The 13517-nt window shown below is 37.8% G+C and carries 19 protein-coding genes; all 19 read left to right on the plus strand.

Annotation, left to right across the window (positions count from 1 at the left end; genetic code table 11):
• Nucleotides 1–5 precede the first annotated feature (5 nt).
• The 19 genes from J2T50_RS01420 (at nucleotide 6) to J2T50_RS01510 (ending at nucleotide 13513) form a co-directional block, all read left to right on the plus strand.
• Nucleotides 6–788 (plus strand): S-adenosylmethionine synthetase N-terminal domain-containing protein, encoded by a 783-nt coding sequence (locus J2T50_RS01420; protein ID WP_253362913.1) that lies wholly within the window; start codon nucleotides 6–8, stop codon nucleotides 786–788.
• A gap of 1 nt (nucleotide 789) precedes the next feature.
• A complete protein-coding gene (locus J2T50_RS01425; protein WP_253362915.1) occupies nucleotides 790–2040 on the plus strand; it encodes a site-specific DNA-methyltransferase in 1251 nt (416 codons plus the stop codon).
• On the plus strand, nucleotides 2018–3508 hold the full coding sequence (locus J2T50_RS01430; RefSeq protein WP_253362917.1) for a DNA cytosine methyltransferase: 1491 nt from the start codon (nucleotides 2018–2020) through the stop codon (nucleotides 3506–3508). The genes J2T50_RS01425 and J2T50_RS01430 overlap by 23 nt, the downstream gene beginning before the upstream one ends.
• 74 nt (nucleotides 3509–3582) lie before the next feature.
• Nucleotides 3583–3768 carry a DUF6900 domain-containing protein gene (locus J2T50_RS01435; RefSeq protein WP_253362919.1) on the plus strand — a complete coding sequence of 62 codons (186 nt, stop codon included), beginning with the start codon at nucleotides 3583–3585 and terminating at the stop codon, nucleotides 3766–3768.
• A 75-nt stretch (nucleotides 3769–3843) separates the two neighbouring features.
• Nucleotides 3844–4134 (plus strand): hypothetical protein, encoded by a 291-nt coding sequence (locus J2T50_RS01440; RefSeq protein WP_253362921.1) that lies wholly within the window; start codon nucleotides 3844–3846, stop codon nucleotides 4132–4134.
• A complete protein-coding gene (locus tag J2T50_RS01445; protein ID WP_253362923.1) occupies nucleotides 4131–4346 on the plus strand; it encodes a DUF4314 domain-containing protein in 216 nt (71 codons plus the stop codon). Before J2T50_RS01440 ends, J2T50_RS01445 begins: the two co-directional genes overlap by 4 nt.
• A gap of 66 nt (nucleotides 4347–4412) precedes the next feature.
• On the plus strand, nucleotides 4413–6005 hold the full coding sequence (locus tag J2T50_RS01450; protein WP_253362925.1) for a terminase large subunit: 1593 nt from the start codon (nucleotides 4413–4415) through the stop codon (nucleotides 6003–6005).
• 91 nt (nucleotides 6006–6096) lie between these two features.
• Entirely contained in the window at nucleotides 6097–6987 is an 891-nt protein-coding gene (locus tag J2T50_RS01455; protein ID WP_253362927.1) for a Fic family protein, read from the plus strand.
• 60 nt (nucleotides 6988–7047) lie between these two features.
• Nucleotides 7048–8322, plus strand: a complete 1275-nt coding sequence (locus tag J2T50_RS01460) for a phage portal protein (protein WP_253362929.1) — start codon at nucleotides 7048–7050, stop codon at nucleotides 8320–8322.
• Nucleotides 8282–9022, plus strand: coding sequence for a head maturation protease, ClpP-related (locus tag J2T50_RS01465; RefSeq protein WP_253362935.1), 741 nt, complete (start codon nucleotides 8282–8284; stop codon nucleotides 9020–9022). Before J2T50_RS01460 ends, J2T50_RS01465 begins: the two co-directional genes overlap by 41 nt.
• 2 nt (nucleotides 9023–9024) lie before the next feature.
• Nucleotides 9025–10212, plus strand: a complete 1188-nt coding sequence (locus J2T50_RS01470; RefSeq protein ID WP_253363295.1) for a phage major capsid protein — start codon at nucleotides 9025–9027, stop codon at nucleotides 10210–10212.
• Nucleotides 10213–10228: 16 nt separating this feature from the next.
• Nucleotides 10229–10504: a head-tail connector protein gene (locus J2T50_RS01475; RefSeq protein ID WP_253362937.1), complete on the plus strand. Its 276-nt coding sequence runs from the start codon at nucleotides 10229–10231 to the stop codon at nucleotides 10502–10504.
• A complete protein-coding gene (locus tag J2T50_RS01480) occupies nucleotides 10504–10836 on the plus strand; it encodes a phage head closure protein (protein WP_253362939.1) in 333 nt (110 codons plus the stop codon). The genes J2T50_RS01475 and J2T50_RS01480 overlap by 1 nt, the downstream gene beginning before the upstream one ends.
• Nucleotides 10833–11213, plus strand: a complete 381-nt coding sequence (locus tag J2T50_RS01485; RefSeq protein WP_253362941.1) for an HK97 gp10 family phage protein — start codon at nucleotides 10833–10835, stop codon at nucleotides 11211–11213. Before J2T50_RS01480 ends, J2T50_RS01485 begins: the two co-directional genes overlap by 4 nt.
• Entirely contained in the window at nucleotides 11206–11538 is a 333-nt protein-coding gene (locus J2T50_RS01490; protein WP_253362943.1) for a hypothetical protein, read from the plus strand. The genes J2T50_RS01485 and J2T50_RS01490 overlap by 8 nt, the downstream gene beginning before the upstream one ends.
• A complete protein-coding gene (locus J2T50_RS01495; protein WP_253362945.1) occupies nucleotides 11528–12112 on the plus strand; it encodes a major tail protein in 585 nt (194 codons plus the stop codon). Before J2T50_RS01490 ends, J2T50_RS01495 begins: the two co-directional genes overlap by 11 nt.
• A 10-nt stretch (nucleotides 12113–12122) precedes the next feature.
• On the plus strand, nucleotides 12123–12488 hold the full coding sequence (locus J2T50_RS01500) for a hypothetical protein (protein ID WP_253362947.1): 366 nt from the start codon (nucleotides 12123–12125) through the stop codon (nucleotides 12486–12488).
• Entirely contained in the window at nucleotides 12485–12649 is a 165-nt protein-coding gene (locus tag J2T50_RS01505) for a hypothetical protein (protein ID WP_008088063.1), read from the plus strand. Before J2T50_RS01500 ends, J2T50_RS01505 begins: the two co-directional genes overlap by 4 nt.
• 99 nt (nucleotides 12650–12748) lie before the next feature.
• Nucleotides 12749–13513 carry a DUF6710 family protein gene (locus J2T50_RS01510; protein ID WP_366515772.1) on the plus strand — a complete coding sequence of 255 codons (765 nt, stop codon included), beginning with the start codon at nucleotides 12749–12751 and terminating at the stop codon, nucleotides 13511–13513.
• The last annotated feature ends 4 nt before the right edge of the window (nucleotides 13514–13517 follow it).

The following is a 13517-nucleotide window of genomic DNA, read 5'->3' on the forward strand; positions in this document are numbered from 1 at the left end:
AAAATATGATTGAAAAAGTAAACCCATCGCACTCAGATAAGGTGGCGGATAGAATTGCTGGAGCGATTGTCGATTTAGCCTATAAGAAAAATAAAAATCCAAAGGTTGCCGTAGAAGTGTTAATTGGACATGGTAAGTGTCATGTTATGATTGAAACGACTGTCAACTTTACTAAAAAATCAATTGAAAAAATTATAGATCGTATCGCAGGAGATGTGATACCAGATATTACCATTGTTCCACAAGACGTTCACTTAGCTGAAAATCAAGCTGAGAAAGTACGCTGTGGGGACAATGGTATTTTTAAAGGTGTGCCTTTAACAGAAGAACAACAAGAGCTATCAAAAATTGCTCGTGGCATTTATGCGCAGTATCCAACTGATGGTAAATACATCTTGGCAGATAATCGCTTAATCATTTGTCAAAGTCATGCACCAAAAGAAGAATTGTCCATGTTTTATCCAACCGCAACCATAAACCCACTGGGTGATTGGACTGGTGGACCTGATGTGGATACTGGTGCAACGAATCGTAAGCTAGGATCAGATATGGCGGATAGCGTGACTGGTGGTGGCTTACATGGTAAAGATTTATCCAAAGCTGATGTGAGTTTAAATATTTACGCTTTTCTAAAAGCTCAACAATTAGGAGAACCAGTGGCATTTAGCTGCGCAATCGGTGATGAAGAAGTCGATGGTATTCCATACGTTGATATTGTAAATATTGCCAAAGAGTACGTTGAGTCTGTTGGTGGATTTGAGAAGTTTGCTGAGTGGGGGTTATTCTAGTATGAAAACAACAACTGAACTACAACTCGTTTCTGTTTCAAAACTAGTACCTTATATCAACAATGCTCGCACACACTCTCCAAGTCAGATTCAAAAACTACGTTCATCTCTAAGAGAATTTGGATTTATCAACCCCGTTATTATCGACCGTGACTACAATATCATAGCTGGACACGGACGAATTTTAGCTGCAAAGGAAGAAGGCATTTCAGAAGTTCCATGTGTCTTTGCAGAGCACTTAACCGAAGCTCAAAAGAAAGCCTACATACTTGCCGATAACCGCATGGCATTAGATGCAGGTTGGGATGAAGAGTTGCTTGCAATTGAATTATCTGAACTTGAGGGATTTGATTTCGATTTAAGTTTAACTGGTTTTGATGAAAAAGAATTATCAAGCATTTTTGATAGCGACAAGGATATAGAAGATGATGACTTTGATGTAGAGGCAGAGTTAAATAAACCACAAGTATCCAAACAAGGTGACTTGTGGTTATTAGGAAAACACCGCTTATACTGTGGGGACTCTACTCAATCCGAAAGCTACGACAAGCTAATGAATGGTGTGAAAGCAAATCTAGTCGTGACAGACCCTCCGTATAATGTCAATTATGAAGGAAGTGCTGGTAAAATCAAAAACGATAATATGGAGGGCAGTGCCTTTCATGATTTTCTACTTGCAGCCTTTTCTAACCTAGAGCTTAACATGACAGATGATTCGAGTATTTATGTTTTTCACGCAGATACAGAAGGATTGAATTTCAGACAAGCATTTACAGAAGCAGGATTTTATTTGTCTGGTACGTGTATTTGGAAGAAACAATCGATCGTTCTTGGTCGTAGTCCTTATCAATGGCAACATGAACCAGTACTGTTTGGTTGGAAGAAAAAAGGCAAACATCAATGGTATACAGGACGCAAAGAGTCAACGATATGGGAATTTGATAAACCTAAGAAAAATGGAGACCACCCAACTATGAAACCTATTCCACTACTTGCTTATCCGATTAAGAATTCGAGTATGGCAAACTCTGTTGTCTTGGATCCATTTGGAGGAAGTGGTTCAACACTCATCGCTTGTGAACAGTTAGAGCGTATTTGTCATACGATTGAACTAGATGAAAAGTTCTGTGATGTGATTGTCAAACGCTATATTGAACAAGTCGGCACAGATGAACAGGTCACACTTATCCGTGATGGTAAAGAATACAGCTACAAGGAAGTGGTGAGAGATGAAGAAGTTGACACTCGGTAGTTTATTTGATGGTTCAGGAGGATTTCCACTTGCAGGTCAACTAGTAGGAATTGAACCGATATGGGCAAGTGAAGTTGAACCCTTTCCCATTCTAGTGACACGAAAAAACATACCAACAATGAAACATCTAGGGGATATTACCACAATTAGTGGTTACGACATTCCACCAGTGGACATTATTACCTTTGGTTCACCTTGCCAAGATATGTCCATTGCAGGAAAGCGTGACGGCTTAAATGGTAAATCCTCTAGTTTGTTTTACGAGGCAATACGAATTGTAAAAGAAATGAGGTGGAAAACGAATGGAGAATGCCCACGATTTATCATCTGGGAAAATGTCCTTGGAGCTTTCTCGAGCAATGAAGGAGAAGATTTCAGATGTGTCCTTGAAGAAATCGCAAAAGTTAAAGATGAAAACCTATCTATACCTAAGCCTACAAAATGGCAAGGGGCAGGAAGTATTGTGGGAGCATCGCTCTCCATTTGTTGGCGAGTTCTTGATGCCCAATATTTTGGAGTCCCCCAACGAAGAAAAAGAATCTTCCTTGTCGCAGATTTTAATTCCAGTAGTAGCGGAGAAATATTATTTGAGTCCAAAAGCGTGCCTCGGGATATTAACTCGTGCGAAAGCAAGAAACAAGGAACTGCCAGAAGTTCTACGTCTAGCACTGGAAAATCAAGCGAATGCTTACTGTTTGAAAACCATGGACAAGATGTAAGGTATAAAGGGCCACTTGAAGTAAGCAACACTGTATCTTCTACTTACGGTACTGGTGGGAATAATCAACCATTTGTGGTGGGGAACTTTGATGTAAGGCTGACTTCAGAAAACACACGAAATGCAAGGGCTAATGTTTATAAAACGGAAACCTCTCGTACGATTGATACGGGTGGGAATAATCCTGACCGTAATCAAGGCGGAGTGGCAATAGTGACCAAATCATATGGCATTAGTCGAACGACTTATAATCAAAGTGCCAAAGGCAATATGAGTTTTAAGATTGAGGAAGAACAAAGTGCTACTATGTTATCTACTGGACCAAATGCAGTCGCAACACCAACTTACTCAACTAGTAAAAACTCACACCACACAACTGCCACGATAGAACAAGCTAGCACGCTTGTCGCAAGTGATTATAAAGATTCTCCAATCGTGAATGATGTGAAGTATGTAGTGCGTAGACTGACCCCACTTGAGTGTGGTAGGTTACAAGGTTTTCCAGATAGTTGGTGTCAAAACTTAAGTATTGATGAACCAAGCGATGAGGATGTCTTATTCTTCCGTACTGTCTTTGAAACGTATCGAATGATTAACGGCAAGAAGAAAGCTAAAACGGACAAACAAATCATTAAATGGCTACAAAATCCTTATTCTGACACAGCTGAATATAAGATGTGGGGCAATGGTGTAGCACTTCCTTGTGTTGTTTATGTAATGCAAAATCTTTTAAAAAATATCGAAAAATAAGCGAGAAAAGACTTGATATAATCTCGGTTTAGAGTGATATATAGTATAACAAAAACGAAGGGATGGGAAACACCATGAACAACAAAATCAAAAAACAATTAGAACAAATCGCAATCGAAAACAGCTACGCAGTTGAATGCAGAGGAGACCTTGAAACAAGAAACAGCGACAGCGAAGACTTCTTAGACATCAGCGTTTGGGGCTTAAGAGAAATGTTGAAACAAGCCTACGAATTAGGAAAGCAAGAGGCAAGCAAATAAGTAAGAACGAGGTTGGGCTACCCTAGAAAAAGGGTAGTCTAGACCTAGCGTGACTGAATGTTTAGGAGAAAGCTGATGGACAAAAGAGAAGAAGTTAAACAAGTATTGAAACAAGAAATACACTGGGCAACCAAATTCAGTGAGTACTTAAAGCACTACGTAGACAATAACGAACGAAGAAAGGTTGATGCGTATGCTGAGAAACTGAAACTTGCGAGTAGATGCTTGATGGATACACATACTGATTTTTGGGAAGTAACGAATGGCGAGATGACAGATGCAGAATTCGAGTTATTTTCAAACGCAGAAGTAGTCTTTCATCAAGCGATTCAAACCTTACGCTACTACAAGGAGAATCGCTCATGATAAAACGACAAAAGATCAAGGAAGAACAACTCGCAAAGTACCCCATAGGGACAAAAGTAAAATTAGTCGAAATGACAGATAGTCAAGCTCCCCCAAATGGTACAATCGGTACAGTTCATGGTGTAGATGATATTGGGGCATTACTTGTTCGGTGGGAGAATGGTAGTCGATTAAATGTGCTTTACGGCATTGATAAAGTAGAAAAAGTCTAGTTGTTGATTTAGAAAGAAGGTCGCTATATGCGGCCTATTTTGATACACAAAATGGAGGTGAGATAAGTGGCAACATACAAACCAACCAAATTTAAACTAAAAACATCCAAGTATAACGAAACTTTGGCAGACTATGCTGTAAATTTTATTGAATGCTTATCTCATACGAAAGGAACATGGGCAGGAAAACCATTCAAGTTACTAGACTGGCAAGAACAAATTATTCGTGATTTGTTTGGTGTAGTTAAACCAGACGGACATCGTCAATTTAACACTGCTTATATTGAGATTCCTAAGAAGATGGGTAAGAGTGAACTTGCAGCGGCTGTTGCACTGCTTCTTTGTTGTGGAGATGGAGAAGAACGTGCAGAAGTCTATGGCTGTGCAGCTGACAGACAACAAGCCACCATCGTTTTTGATGTAGCTGCTGATATGGTGCGAATGTGTCCAGCACTTAATAAACGAGTGAAGATTCTAGCTTCGCAAAAACGTATTATTTACTTACCTACTAATAGTTTTTATCAAGTACTATCAGCCGAAGCCTACTCCAAACATGGCTTTAATATTCACGGGGTAGTCTTTGATGAACTGCATACTCAACCAAACAGAAAGCTCTTTGATGTGATGACAAAAGGAAGTGGAGATGCACGTACTCAGCCACTTTATTTTTTAATCACAACAGCTGGGACAGATACCAATTCTATCTGTTATGAAACCCATCAGAAGGCTAAAGACATTATGAGCGGACGTAAAATAGACCCAACCTTTTATCCAGTCATTTATGGTGCTGATGAGAATGATGACTGGACAGATCCAAAAGTATGGAAGAAAGCTAACCCATCGCTTGGTGTGACGGTAGCACTTGAAAAAGTACAAGTTGCCTGTGAATCGGCAAAACAAAACCCTGCAGAAGAAAATTCATTCAGACAACTAAGACTCAATCAATGGGTGAAACAATCGGTGCGTTGGATGCCGATGGAGAAATGGGATAATTGTTCGTTTAGTGTGAATGCTGAAGAGTTGAAAGGGAGAGTTTGTTATGGTGGCTTGGACTTATCTTCTACAACGGATATGACAGCTTTTGTGTTGGTCTTTCCACCACTTGACGAAGAAGATAAATTCATCGTCCTACCTTACTTTTGGATTCCAGAAGATACGCTTGAACTACGTGTTAGACGAGACCATGTACCGTATGATTTATGGCAAAAACAAGGCCACTTAATGACAACAGAGGGGAATGTTGTTCACTACGGATTTATCGAACAGTTTATTGAGAAACTAGGTGAGCAGTTTAATATTCGTGAGATTGCTTTTGACAGATGGGGAGCCGTTCAGATGGTGCAAAATTTAGAGGGCATGGGTTTTACTGTTGTACCGTTTGGACAAGGATTTAAAGATATGAGTCCACCAACAAAAGAACTCATGAAACTAACCCTTGAAGAAAAACTTGTACATGGTGGACACCCAGTTCTTCGTTGGAATATGGATAATATTTTTATTCGTACAGACCCAGCAGGAAACATCAAAGCAGATAAAGAGAAATCAACGGAGAAGATTGATGGTGCGATTGCGACCATTATGGTGTTAGACCGTGCAATCAGATGTGGTAATGTAAATACTGAGAGTGTTTATGATTCTCGTGGTGTGTTGTTTCTATGAAATATTGTTCCGTTAAACAAAAAATATTATTCCGATAAACTAGGTATTGTTCCGTTATTATGGTATAATATACTAGAAAGTAGGTGATAGTATGTATATGACGGTAAAACAAGCGTCCAATAAATGGGGAATTTCTGAGCGTAGAATTCGTACATTGTGTTCCCAAGGGAAAATAGATGGAGCATTTCAAGAAGGACGTGGTTGGAAAATACCTATAGATGCAGTTAAACCAGCTGATGGTCGAGTGAAGAAAACAAAGAGTTTATTGCCACTGATTGAAGAAAAGTTGCAATTATTAAAAGAAAAGAGACCATTGACTGCTGGAGAAGTGGCTCGATTAAATGAAGAGTTCTTAGTTGAATTTACTTATAATTCAAATGCTATTGAAGGCAATACGCTAACGCTTAGAGAAACCGATATGGTTCTGCGTGGATTAACTATTGATCAAAAACCATTAAAAGACCATATGGAAGCAATCGGTCATAAAGAAGCCTTTGAATACGTTAGTAGTCTTGTAGGACGAGTTGAACAGTTATCAGAAAGAGTGATTAAAGATATTCATTATTTAGTTCTATCTGATAAAAAAGATGACCGTGGTATTTATAGAAAAATCCCAGTTCGAATTATGGGGGCTGCTCATGAACCGGTTCAACCTTATTTGATTCAGCCTAAAATGGAAAATTTATTAGTAGACCTTAATAGTAGTAATGAGAATATTGTTACAAAACTTGCACGATTTCATATAGAATTTGAAAGTATTCATCCATTTATTGACGGAAATGGTAGAACAGGTAGATTGTTAGTGAATTTAGAACTGATGAAAGCAGGCTATCCTCCGATTGATATTAAATTTACAGATAGAGTAAAATACTACCAAGCATTTGATGAGTATCATGTTAAAGGTAATCTGTCAGCTATGGAAGATTTATTCGCAAAGTATATAAATGAAAGATTAGATTTATATTTATCTATTTTAGATTAGAAAGAGCATCTCAACCGAGGTGCTTTTTTCATACTCAAAAGTTAGAAAGGAGAAACTGAAATGGGAATGTTTGAACGACTCTTTAAATCAAGAGATAAGCCACAAAATAGGCTACAAGGAACTAGCTATCACTTTTTAAGTGGAATTAGCTCCAGTGGTAGCAGAGTCAATGAAAAGACAGCTATGCAGATGACGGCTGTCTATTCTTGTGTGCGTATTTTATCTGAAACGCTCGCTAGCCTACCACTTCATGTATTTGAATATACAGATAAAGGGACTGCAAAAGCGGTTAGTCATCCACTCTATACGGTACTCCATGATGAACCAAATAAAGAAATGACCAGTTTTATCTTTCGAGAAACCTTGATGACGCATTTGTTGTTATGGGGGAACGCCTACGCTCAAATTATTCGTAACGGTAAAGGAGAAGTCATGGCACTTTATCCACTGATGCCAGATAGAATGAAAGTAGATAGAGATGAATTTGGTCAGCTTTATTATGAGTATATGTTGAATGATAGCGACGCTACATCAAAAGGTAGTGGTGCGGTAAAGTTATCGCCAACGGATGTCCTCCATATACCAGGTTTAGGATTTGATGGGCTTGTAGGTTATAGCCCAATTGCTATGGCGAAAAATGCGATTGGTATGGCGATTGCAACCGAAGAATACGGTGCGAAATTCTTCGCAAATGGGGCGACACCAAGCGGTATTTTAGAACACCCTGGTACGGTTAAGAACCCTGAACAAATGCGAGAAAGTTGGACACGTGGCTTTTCTGGGGGCAACACACATAAGGTTGCGATTTTGGAAGAAGGGATGAAGTACACACCGATTTCCATTTCACCGAACGAAGCACAATTTTTAGAAACACGGAAATTTCAATTGAATGAGATTGCTCGAATTTTCAGAGTACCACCTCATATGGTAGGTGACCTTGAAAAGTCGAGCTTTTCTAATATTGAACAACAGTCACTGGAGTTTGTTAAATACACACTCGACCCATGGGTGAGTCGCTTTGAACAAGCCATTACAAGACGTCTTTTAAAAGACGATGAAAAGAAAAAGTACTACGTGAAGTTCAATGTCGATGGATTGCTTCGTGGAGACTATCAAAGCCGTATGAGTGGCTATGCGACAGCACGACAAAATGGTTGGATGAGTGCCAATGACATTCGTGCTCTAGAAAACTTAGACCTTATCTCCAAAGAAGAAGGTGGAGATTTATATTTAATTAACGGAAATATGCTCCCACTAAAAGATGCCGGAGCATTTGCACAGAAAGGAGAACAACATGAAAAAGTTTTGGAATTGGAAGACGATACAAAACAATAAAGATGAACCTGTAGAAAATATTTTATTCTTAAACGGAACAATCGCAGAAGAATCGTGGTTTGATGATGACTTGACACCTAAGCAATTCAAAAAAGAACTGGATAGAGTGGACGGAGATATTACCGTATGGATTAACTCACCTGGTGGGGATTGTATTGCGGCTGCTCAGATTTACAATCTTTTAATGGAGCGTAAAGGAGACGTCACAATTCAAATTGATGGTATAGCGGCAAGTGCTGCGACGGTCATTGCGATGGCAGGGACTAAAGTAAGAATGAGCCCAGTCTCTATGATGATGATTCATGATCCAGTGATGGGTATTTTTGGCAACTCCAAAGAGATGGAACAAGCTATCTCCATTTTAGGAGAAGTGAAAGAATCTATCATCAATGCCTATGAGTTGAAAACAGGCTTGTCACGAAATAAACTCGCTAAATTCATGGAGTCAGAAACATGGATGAATGCACGAACAGCGATTCAATTAGGTTTTGCAGATGAAGTGATGAAACGGAACGATATCTTAGATATTGAACAACCTGAAATTACATCAATGTACTCAACAGTCGCCATTCAAAACACACTAAGAGATAAGATACTCGCTAAATGTAGCATCAAAATACAAAAAGCACCTACAAGTCAGGGTGTTAAAGCAAGCGACTTAATGGACAGATTAAACTTAATAAAAAATTGGAGGGACTAACAATGTCAACATTATTAGAAATGATTGAAAAACGTAACGAGGCATGGAAAGGCGCAAAGGCTTTTGTGGATAGTAAGAAAGATAAGGATGACTTATTATCAGAAGAAGATGCCAAAATCTATGATGAAATGGAGAAAAAAGTGAAACAATACTCAGCAGAAATTGACCGAATGCAACGTGCAGAAGCAATGGAAAAGGAGTTATCTAAACCCATGAATACACCGATTGTGACACAACCAATGAAAGTAGAATCGCAAACTGAAAATAAAGTAGAGAAAAAGGGACGAGCTAAAGATGAATATAAAGTAGCTATGTTAAAAGCCATACGTTCTAACTTTAAACAAGTAGAAAATGTTCTACAAGAAGGGGTAGACGCAGATGGTGGGTACTTAGTGCCAGAAGAATATGACAGTCGTTTAATTCAAGCCTTGGAAGAAGAAAACATTATGCGTAAACTCGCAACTGTCATTACAACAGCAGGTAATCATAAAATTAACGTAGCCTCAACAAGCCCAGCAGCTGCATGGATTGACGAAGGTGGTCAATTAACATTTGGCGACGCAACCTTTAAGCAAATCTTACTAGATGCACATAAATTGCACGTTGCGATTAAAGTGACGGAAGAATTACTGTTTGATAGTGCGTTTAATCTAGAAAGTTATATTTTAGAACGATTTGGTAAAGCCTTAGCGAATGCCGAAGAAGATGCCTTTTTAAATGGCGATGGAACAAACAAACCATTAGGTGTTTTTTCGAAAACTGGTGGAGGTACCTATTTACCAGAAGTGACGACACTAAAAGCAGATGATGTGAATGACCTAGTGTACAAATTAGACCGCCCGTATCGTAAACAAGCAGCCTTTATTATGAACGATAAGTTAATCGCAAGTATTCGTAAGTTTAAAGATAACAACGGAGCATACATGTGGCAACCATCTTATCAAGAAGGCGAACCTGATCGTTTATTGGGATATCCAGTGTACACATCAGCTTTTGCGCCAGAAGATAAGATTGCCTTTGGAGATTTTAGTTACTACAACATCGGTGACCGTGGCACTCGTTCGTTTAAAGAATTAACAGAGTTATTCGCAGGTAACGGTATGATTGGTTATGTCGCAAAAGAACGTGTCGATGGTAAATTAATTTTAGCTGAAGCTGTACAAATCTTACCGATTAAGAAAGCATCGTAGAAAGGAGTGAATGAGTGTGATTGTTGCACTAGAAGAAATGAAGAGCTATCTAAGGGTAGATTCGAGTGACGATGACACACTCATTCTATCTTTATTAGATAGTGCTGAAAAACTGTGCATCCATGTCGCAAGATTAGAGGAAAAAGAAGTAGAAGAGCATACAGAAGAGTTAAAAACGGCTATTTTGTATGCCACTGCTTATCTCTATGAGCACCGTGAAGATGCAGATCATCATACCTTGACGTTAACACTTCGTGCCTTGCTTTTTGGTATTCGTAAGGAGGGATTTTAATGAAGGTGAGTATATTAAATGAACGCATTACGATTTTAAAATCAATGGTTAAGGTAGATGAAATTGGCAATCATAGTAATGAATGGAAAGAGGTTTATACTTGTTTTGCGACTATCAGCAACGAATCGTCACAAGAAACTACTGACCATGGTGTGATCTACGATGATAGCAAAATTGATTTTACCATTCGTTACGCATCAGAAGTAGCCACGCTATCGTCTACAGGCTATCGCGTACGCTTTAACAACCAACTCTATAATCTAATGGGCATTGACCACATGAGCTACAAAAAGAAAAGTGTGAAACTCCACTGTCAGAGGATTGAACGATGAAGAAGATAGGGATTGACGCTTTAGCAAGTGCTGTGATGGAAGAATTAGACCAGTATGCCAAACACAGTACAAAAGAAATCAAACAGATTGTAGAAGAAGTCGCTAAAACTACTAAAGAGGAGATACAAGCAAATGCTCCACAAAAAAGTGGAAAGTATGCGAAAAGTTGGGCAGTAAAGAAGTTGAACGAGAACTCCACACGGCTAAATGTAGTCGTTCATTCTCGTAATAAGTATCAGCTAACACACTTACTAGAATTTGGTCACGCTAAACGAAATGGTGGGCGAGTGAGTGCTAGACCGCATATCGAACAAGCTGAACAAAACGCCGTCAAATTGATGGAAGAGAAAATACAGGAGGTGCTAGAAAATGGATAATTTACTTGATGTGATAAAAGAGATAAAACTACCATTTGCCTATGACCATTTTGCAGAAGGAGAAAGTCCAAAACCACCTTTTCTGATTTATCATTTACCACAAAGCCATCACTTTGGTGCAGATGGAAAAGTGTACTACAAAATAGAAGAAGTAAGACTAGAAGTCTATACCGATAAAAAATCATTAGAGATTGAACATAGGGTGGAAACCGTGCTGGATAAGTATGGTATTTTTTATACCAAATCAGAAGTATGGATTGAGAGTGAAAAACTCTACGAAGTGCTTTATATATTTGAAATGGAGGGAAATAACAATGGGAAATAAAGTTAAATATAATTTAAAAAATGTCCATGCCGCAAAACTTACTCGTGGGACGGACGGAACATTTACTTACGCAGCACCAAAAGCAATACCAGGTGCTGTGAGTATTAGTTTAGATGCAGAAGGAGATTCAAGCCCTTTTTATGCAGATGGGATTGTGTACTTTCGTTCAACAGCCAATAATGGATACAGTGGTGATTTAGAAATCGCCTTAATTCCTGAATGGTTTAGAACAGAAATCTTAAAAGAAAAACTGGATCAAAATAATGTCTTAGTAGAAAAATCAGACACAAGTGGAGCGGAGAAGTTTGCCTTACTCTTTGAATTTGATGGCGATGAAAAAGCAATCCGACACGTTTTATATAACTGTTCAACGTCACGTCCATCACTAGAATCTGAAACAAAAGAAGATACGATTGAACCGGGTACAGAGAAGTTGTCACTAACAGCTGACCCACGAGAAGATGGACTGGTTAAAAGTCGAACAGGGGATACCACAACAGACACGACTTATAAAAATTGGTATAAGGCAGTTTATCTTCCACAAGAACAAGCTGCGAATACACCGTCACGTTAGGAGGTAGCTTATGATTGAAAAAACAGTAACCGTAAACAACAAAGAAGTGAAATTCAAATCATCCGCAACCATTCCACGCTTGTATCGTATTAAGTTTAAGCGTGATATTTTTAAAGATTTAGCGAAGCTAGAAAAGTCCTTTAAGCAAGACTCGAATACATTGGAGATTGAAGACTTAGAAATCTTTGAAAATGTCGCATATATTATGGCGTGGCATGCCGATAAATCTATCCCATCAACCATTGATGAGTGGTTAGATGAGTTTGAAATGTTTTCTATTTATGAAATCTTACCGGAGATTTTGGAACTATGGGGTAGTAACTTACAAACCGATATTCAGTCTAAAAAAAACTTGAAAAAACAAGTCGTGAAATGACAACAGCTTTATTCTTACTCAGAAGTGTCGAGATAGGAATCTCGATTGGAGATTTAGATTTACTCACGATTGGTATGGTGCTCGATATGTGGACAGAAAAAGCCAATGATGATGTGAAGTATCAGAAAGTTGCTGGACAGAAGGAGTTTGATAGGTTTTAGAACTATTTAAACAGTGATATAATAAATAAAGAAATTTGATTTAAATGGAGGGCAACATATGATGAAATATTTCAAGAAAATGTTCCAAATTAAAAAAATATATCCAAAGAAGTATTAGAAAATAAGAATGAGTATAAAAGTAGATATAGTCATTACGAGAATTTAATTAATAGTAAAACTAATGAAGAAAAAAATCGAGTGATTAGGAGATTAAGGAGTGTAGTAATTGAATATTTAAATTTTAGGGAATCTATTGCCTCTATTGAACACCCAGATAGTTCACAAGATAATTCAAGAATAGAAGAGATATATAAGCAAATCAATAGTTTGTTTGATGAAAAGCACAAGGTATATTTATTTGAAACAATACACCCAGAGGATAAAAAATATGTAAGAGATGAAATTATAGATAACCACGCTATTAAAATAGGAATACGAGAGCTTCCGATTTTGTTAAATCCTTGGAGTGGACAAAGAATTGTAGATAATTTGTTGAACATAAATGAAGATAATATTTTTGATGGTGAAAGATATAGTTATAATGTTCGAAACAACTACTTGTATCCGATGGATATAGTAGTATGTAATGGTGGAAATCATTCGCAGTTTTCAGCAAGATATAAGAACCAAGGAAAAACAGTTATAAAGGAGATACATGATTATTCTGAACTGTACTCCAAAGTTGAATTTGACGGAGAAAATTATATTTATAGAGATAATAGAAAAATGATACGTTTAAATAGTGATTATTCTAAAGAAATAATTTTTTATTCAGGGATACTATTTGAATTAGGAAGATATGCATTGTCAGATAAACAATATAGTTTAGATGAATTGAAAAAAATATTATCAAACAGAGAATAAAAAT

This window comes from Streptococcus gallinaceus, from assembly GCF_024170225.1.
In the GTDB taxonomy this organism is placed as follows: domain Bacteria; phylum Bacillota; class Bacilli; order Lactobacillales; family Streptococcaceae; genus Streptococcus; species Streptococcus gallinaceus.

Coding starts and splice junctions, on each gene's coding strand:
- J2T50_RS01420 (WP_253362913.1), top strand. CDS start 6: ATGATTGAAAAAGTAAACCCATCGCACTCAGATAAGGTGGCGGATAGA.
- J2T50_RS01425 (WP_253362915.1), top strand. CDS start 790: ATGAAAACAACAACTGAACTACAACTCGTTTCTGTTTCAAAACTAGTA.
- J2T50_RS01430 (WP_253362917.1), top strand. CDS start 2,018: ATGAAGAAGTTGACACTCGGTAGTTTATTTGATGGTTCAGGAGGATTT.
- J2T50_RS01435 (WP_253362919.1), top strand. CDS start 3,583: ATGAACAACAAAATCAAAAAACAATTAGAACAAATCGCAATCGAAAAC.
- J2T50_RS01440 (WP_253362921.1), top strand. CDS start 3,844: ATGGACAAAAGAGAAGAAGTTAAACAAGTATTGAAACAAGAAATACAC.
- J2T50_RS01445 (WP_253362923.1), top strand. CDS start 4,131: ATGATAAAACGACAAAAGATCAAGGAAGAACAACTCGCAAAGTACCCC.
- J2T50_RS01455 (WP_253362927.1), top strand. CDS start 6,097: ATGTATATGACGGTAAAACAAGCGTCCAATAAATGGGGAATTTCTGAG.
- J2T50_RS01460 (WP_253362929.1), top strand. CDS start 7,048: ATGGGAATGTTTGAACGACTCTTTAAATCAAGAGATAAGCCACAAAAT.
- J2T50_RS01465 (WP_253362935.1), top strand. CDS start 8,282: ATGAAAAAGTTTTGGAATTGGAAGACGATACAAAACAATAAAGATGAA.
- J2T50_RS01470 (WP_253363295.1), top strand. CDS start 9,025: ATGTCAACATTATTAGAAATGATTGAAAAACGTAACGAGGCATGGAAA.
- J2T50_RS01480 (WP_253362939.1), top strand. CDS start 10,504: ATGAAGGTGAGTATATTAAATGAACGCATTACGATTTTAAAATCAATG.
- J2T50_RS01485 (WP_253362941.1), top strand. CDS start 10,833: ATGAAGAAGATAGGGATTGACGCTTTAGCAAGTGCTGTGATGGAAGAA.
- J2T50_RS01490 (WP_253362943.1), top strand. CDS start 11,206: ATGGATAATTTACTTGATGTGATAAAAGAGATAAAACTACCATTTGCC.
- J2T50_RS01495 (WP_253362945.1), top strand. CDS start 11,528: ATGGGAAATAAAGTTAAATATAATTTAAAAAATGTCCATGCCGCAAAA.
- J2T50_RS01500 (WP_253362947.1), top strand. CDS start 12,123: ATGATTGAAAAAACAGTAACCGTAAACAACAAAGAAGTGAAATTCAAA.
- J2T50_RS01505 (WP_008088063.1), top strand. CDS start 12,485: ATGACAACAGCTTTATTCTTACTCAGAAGTGTCGAGATAGGAATCTCG.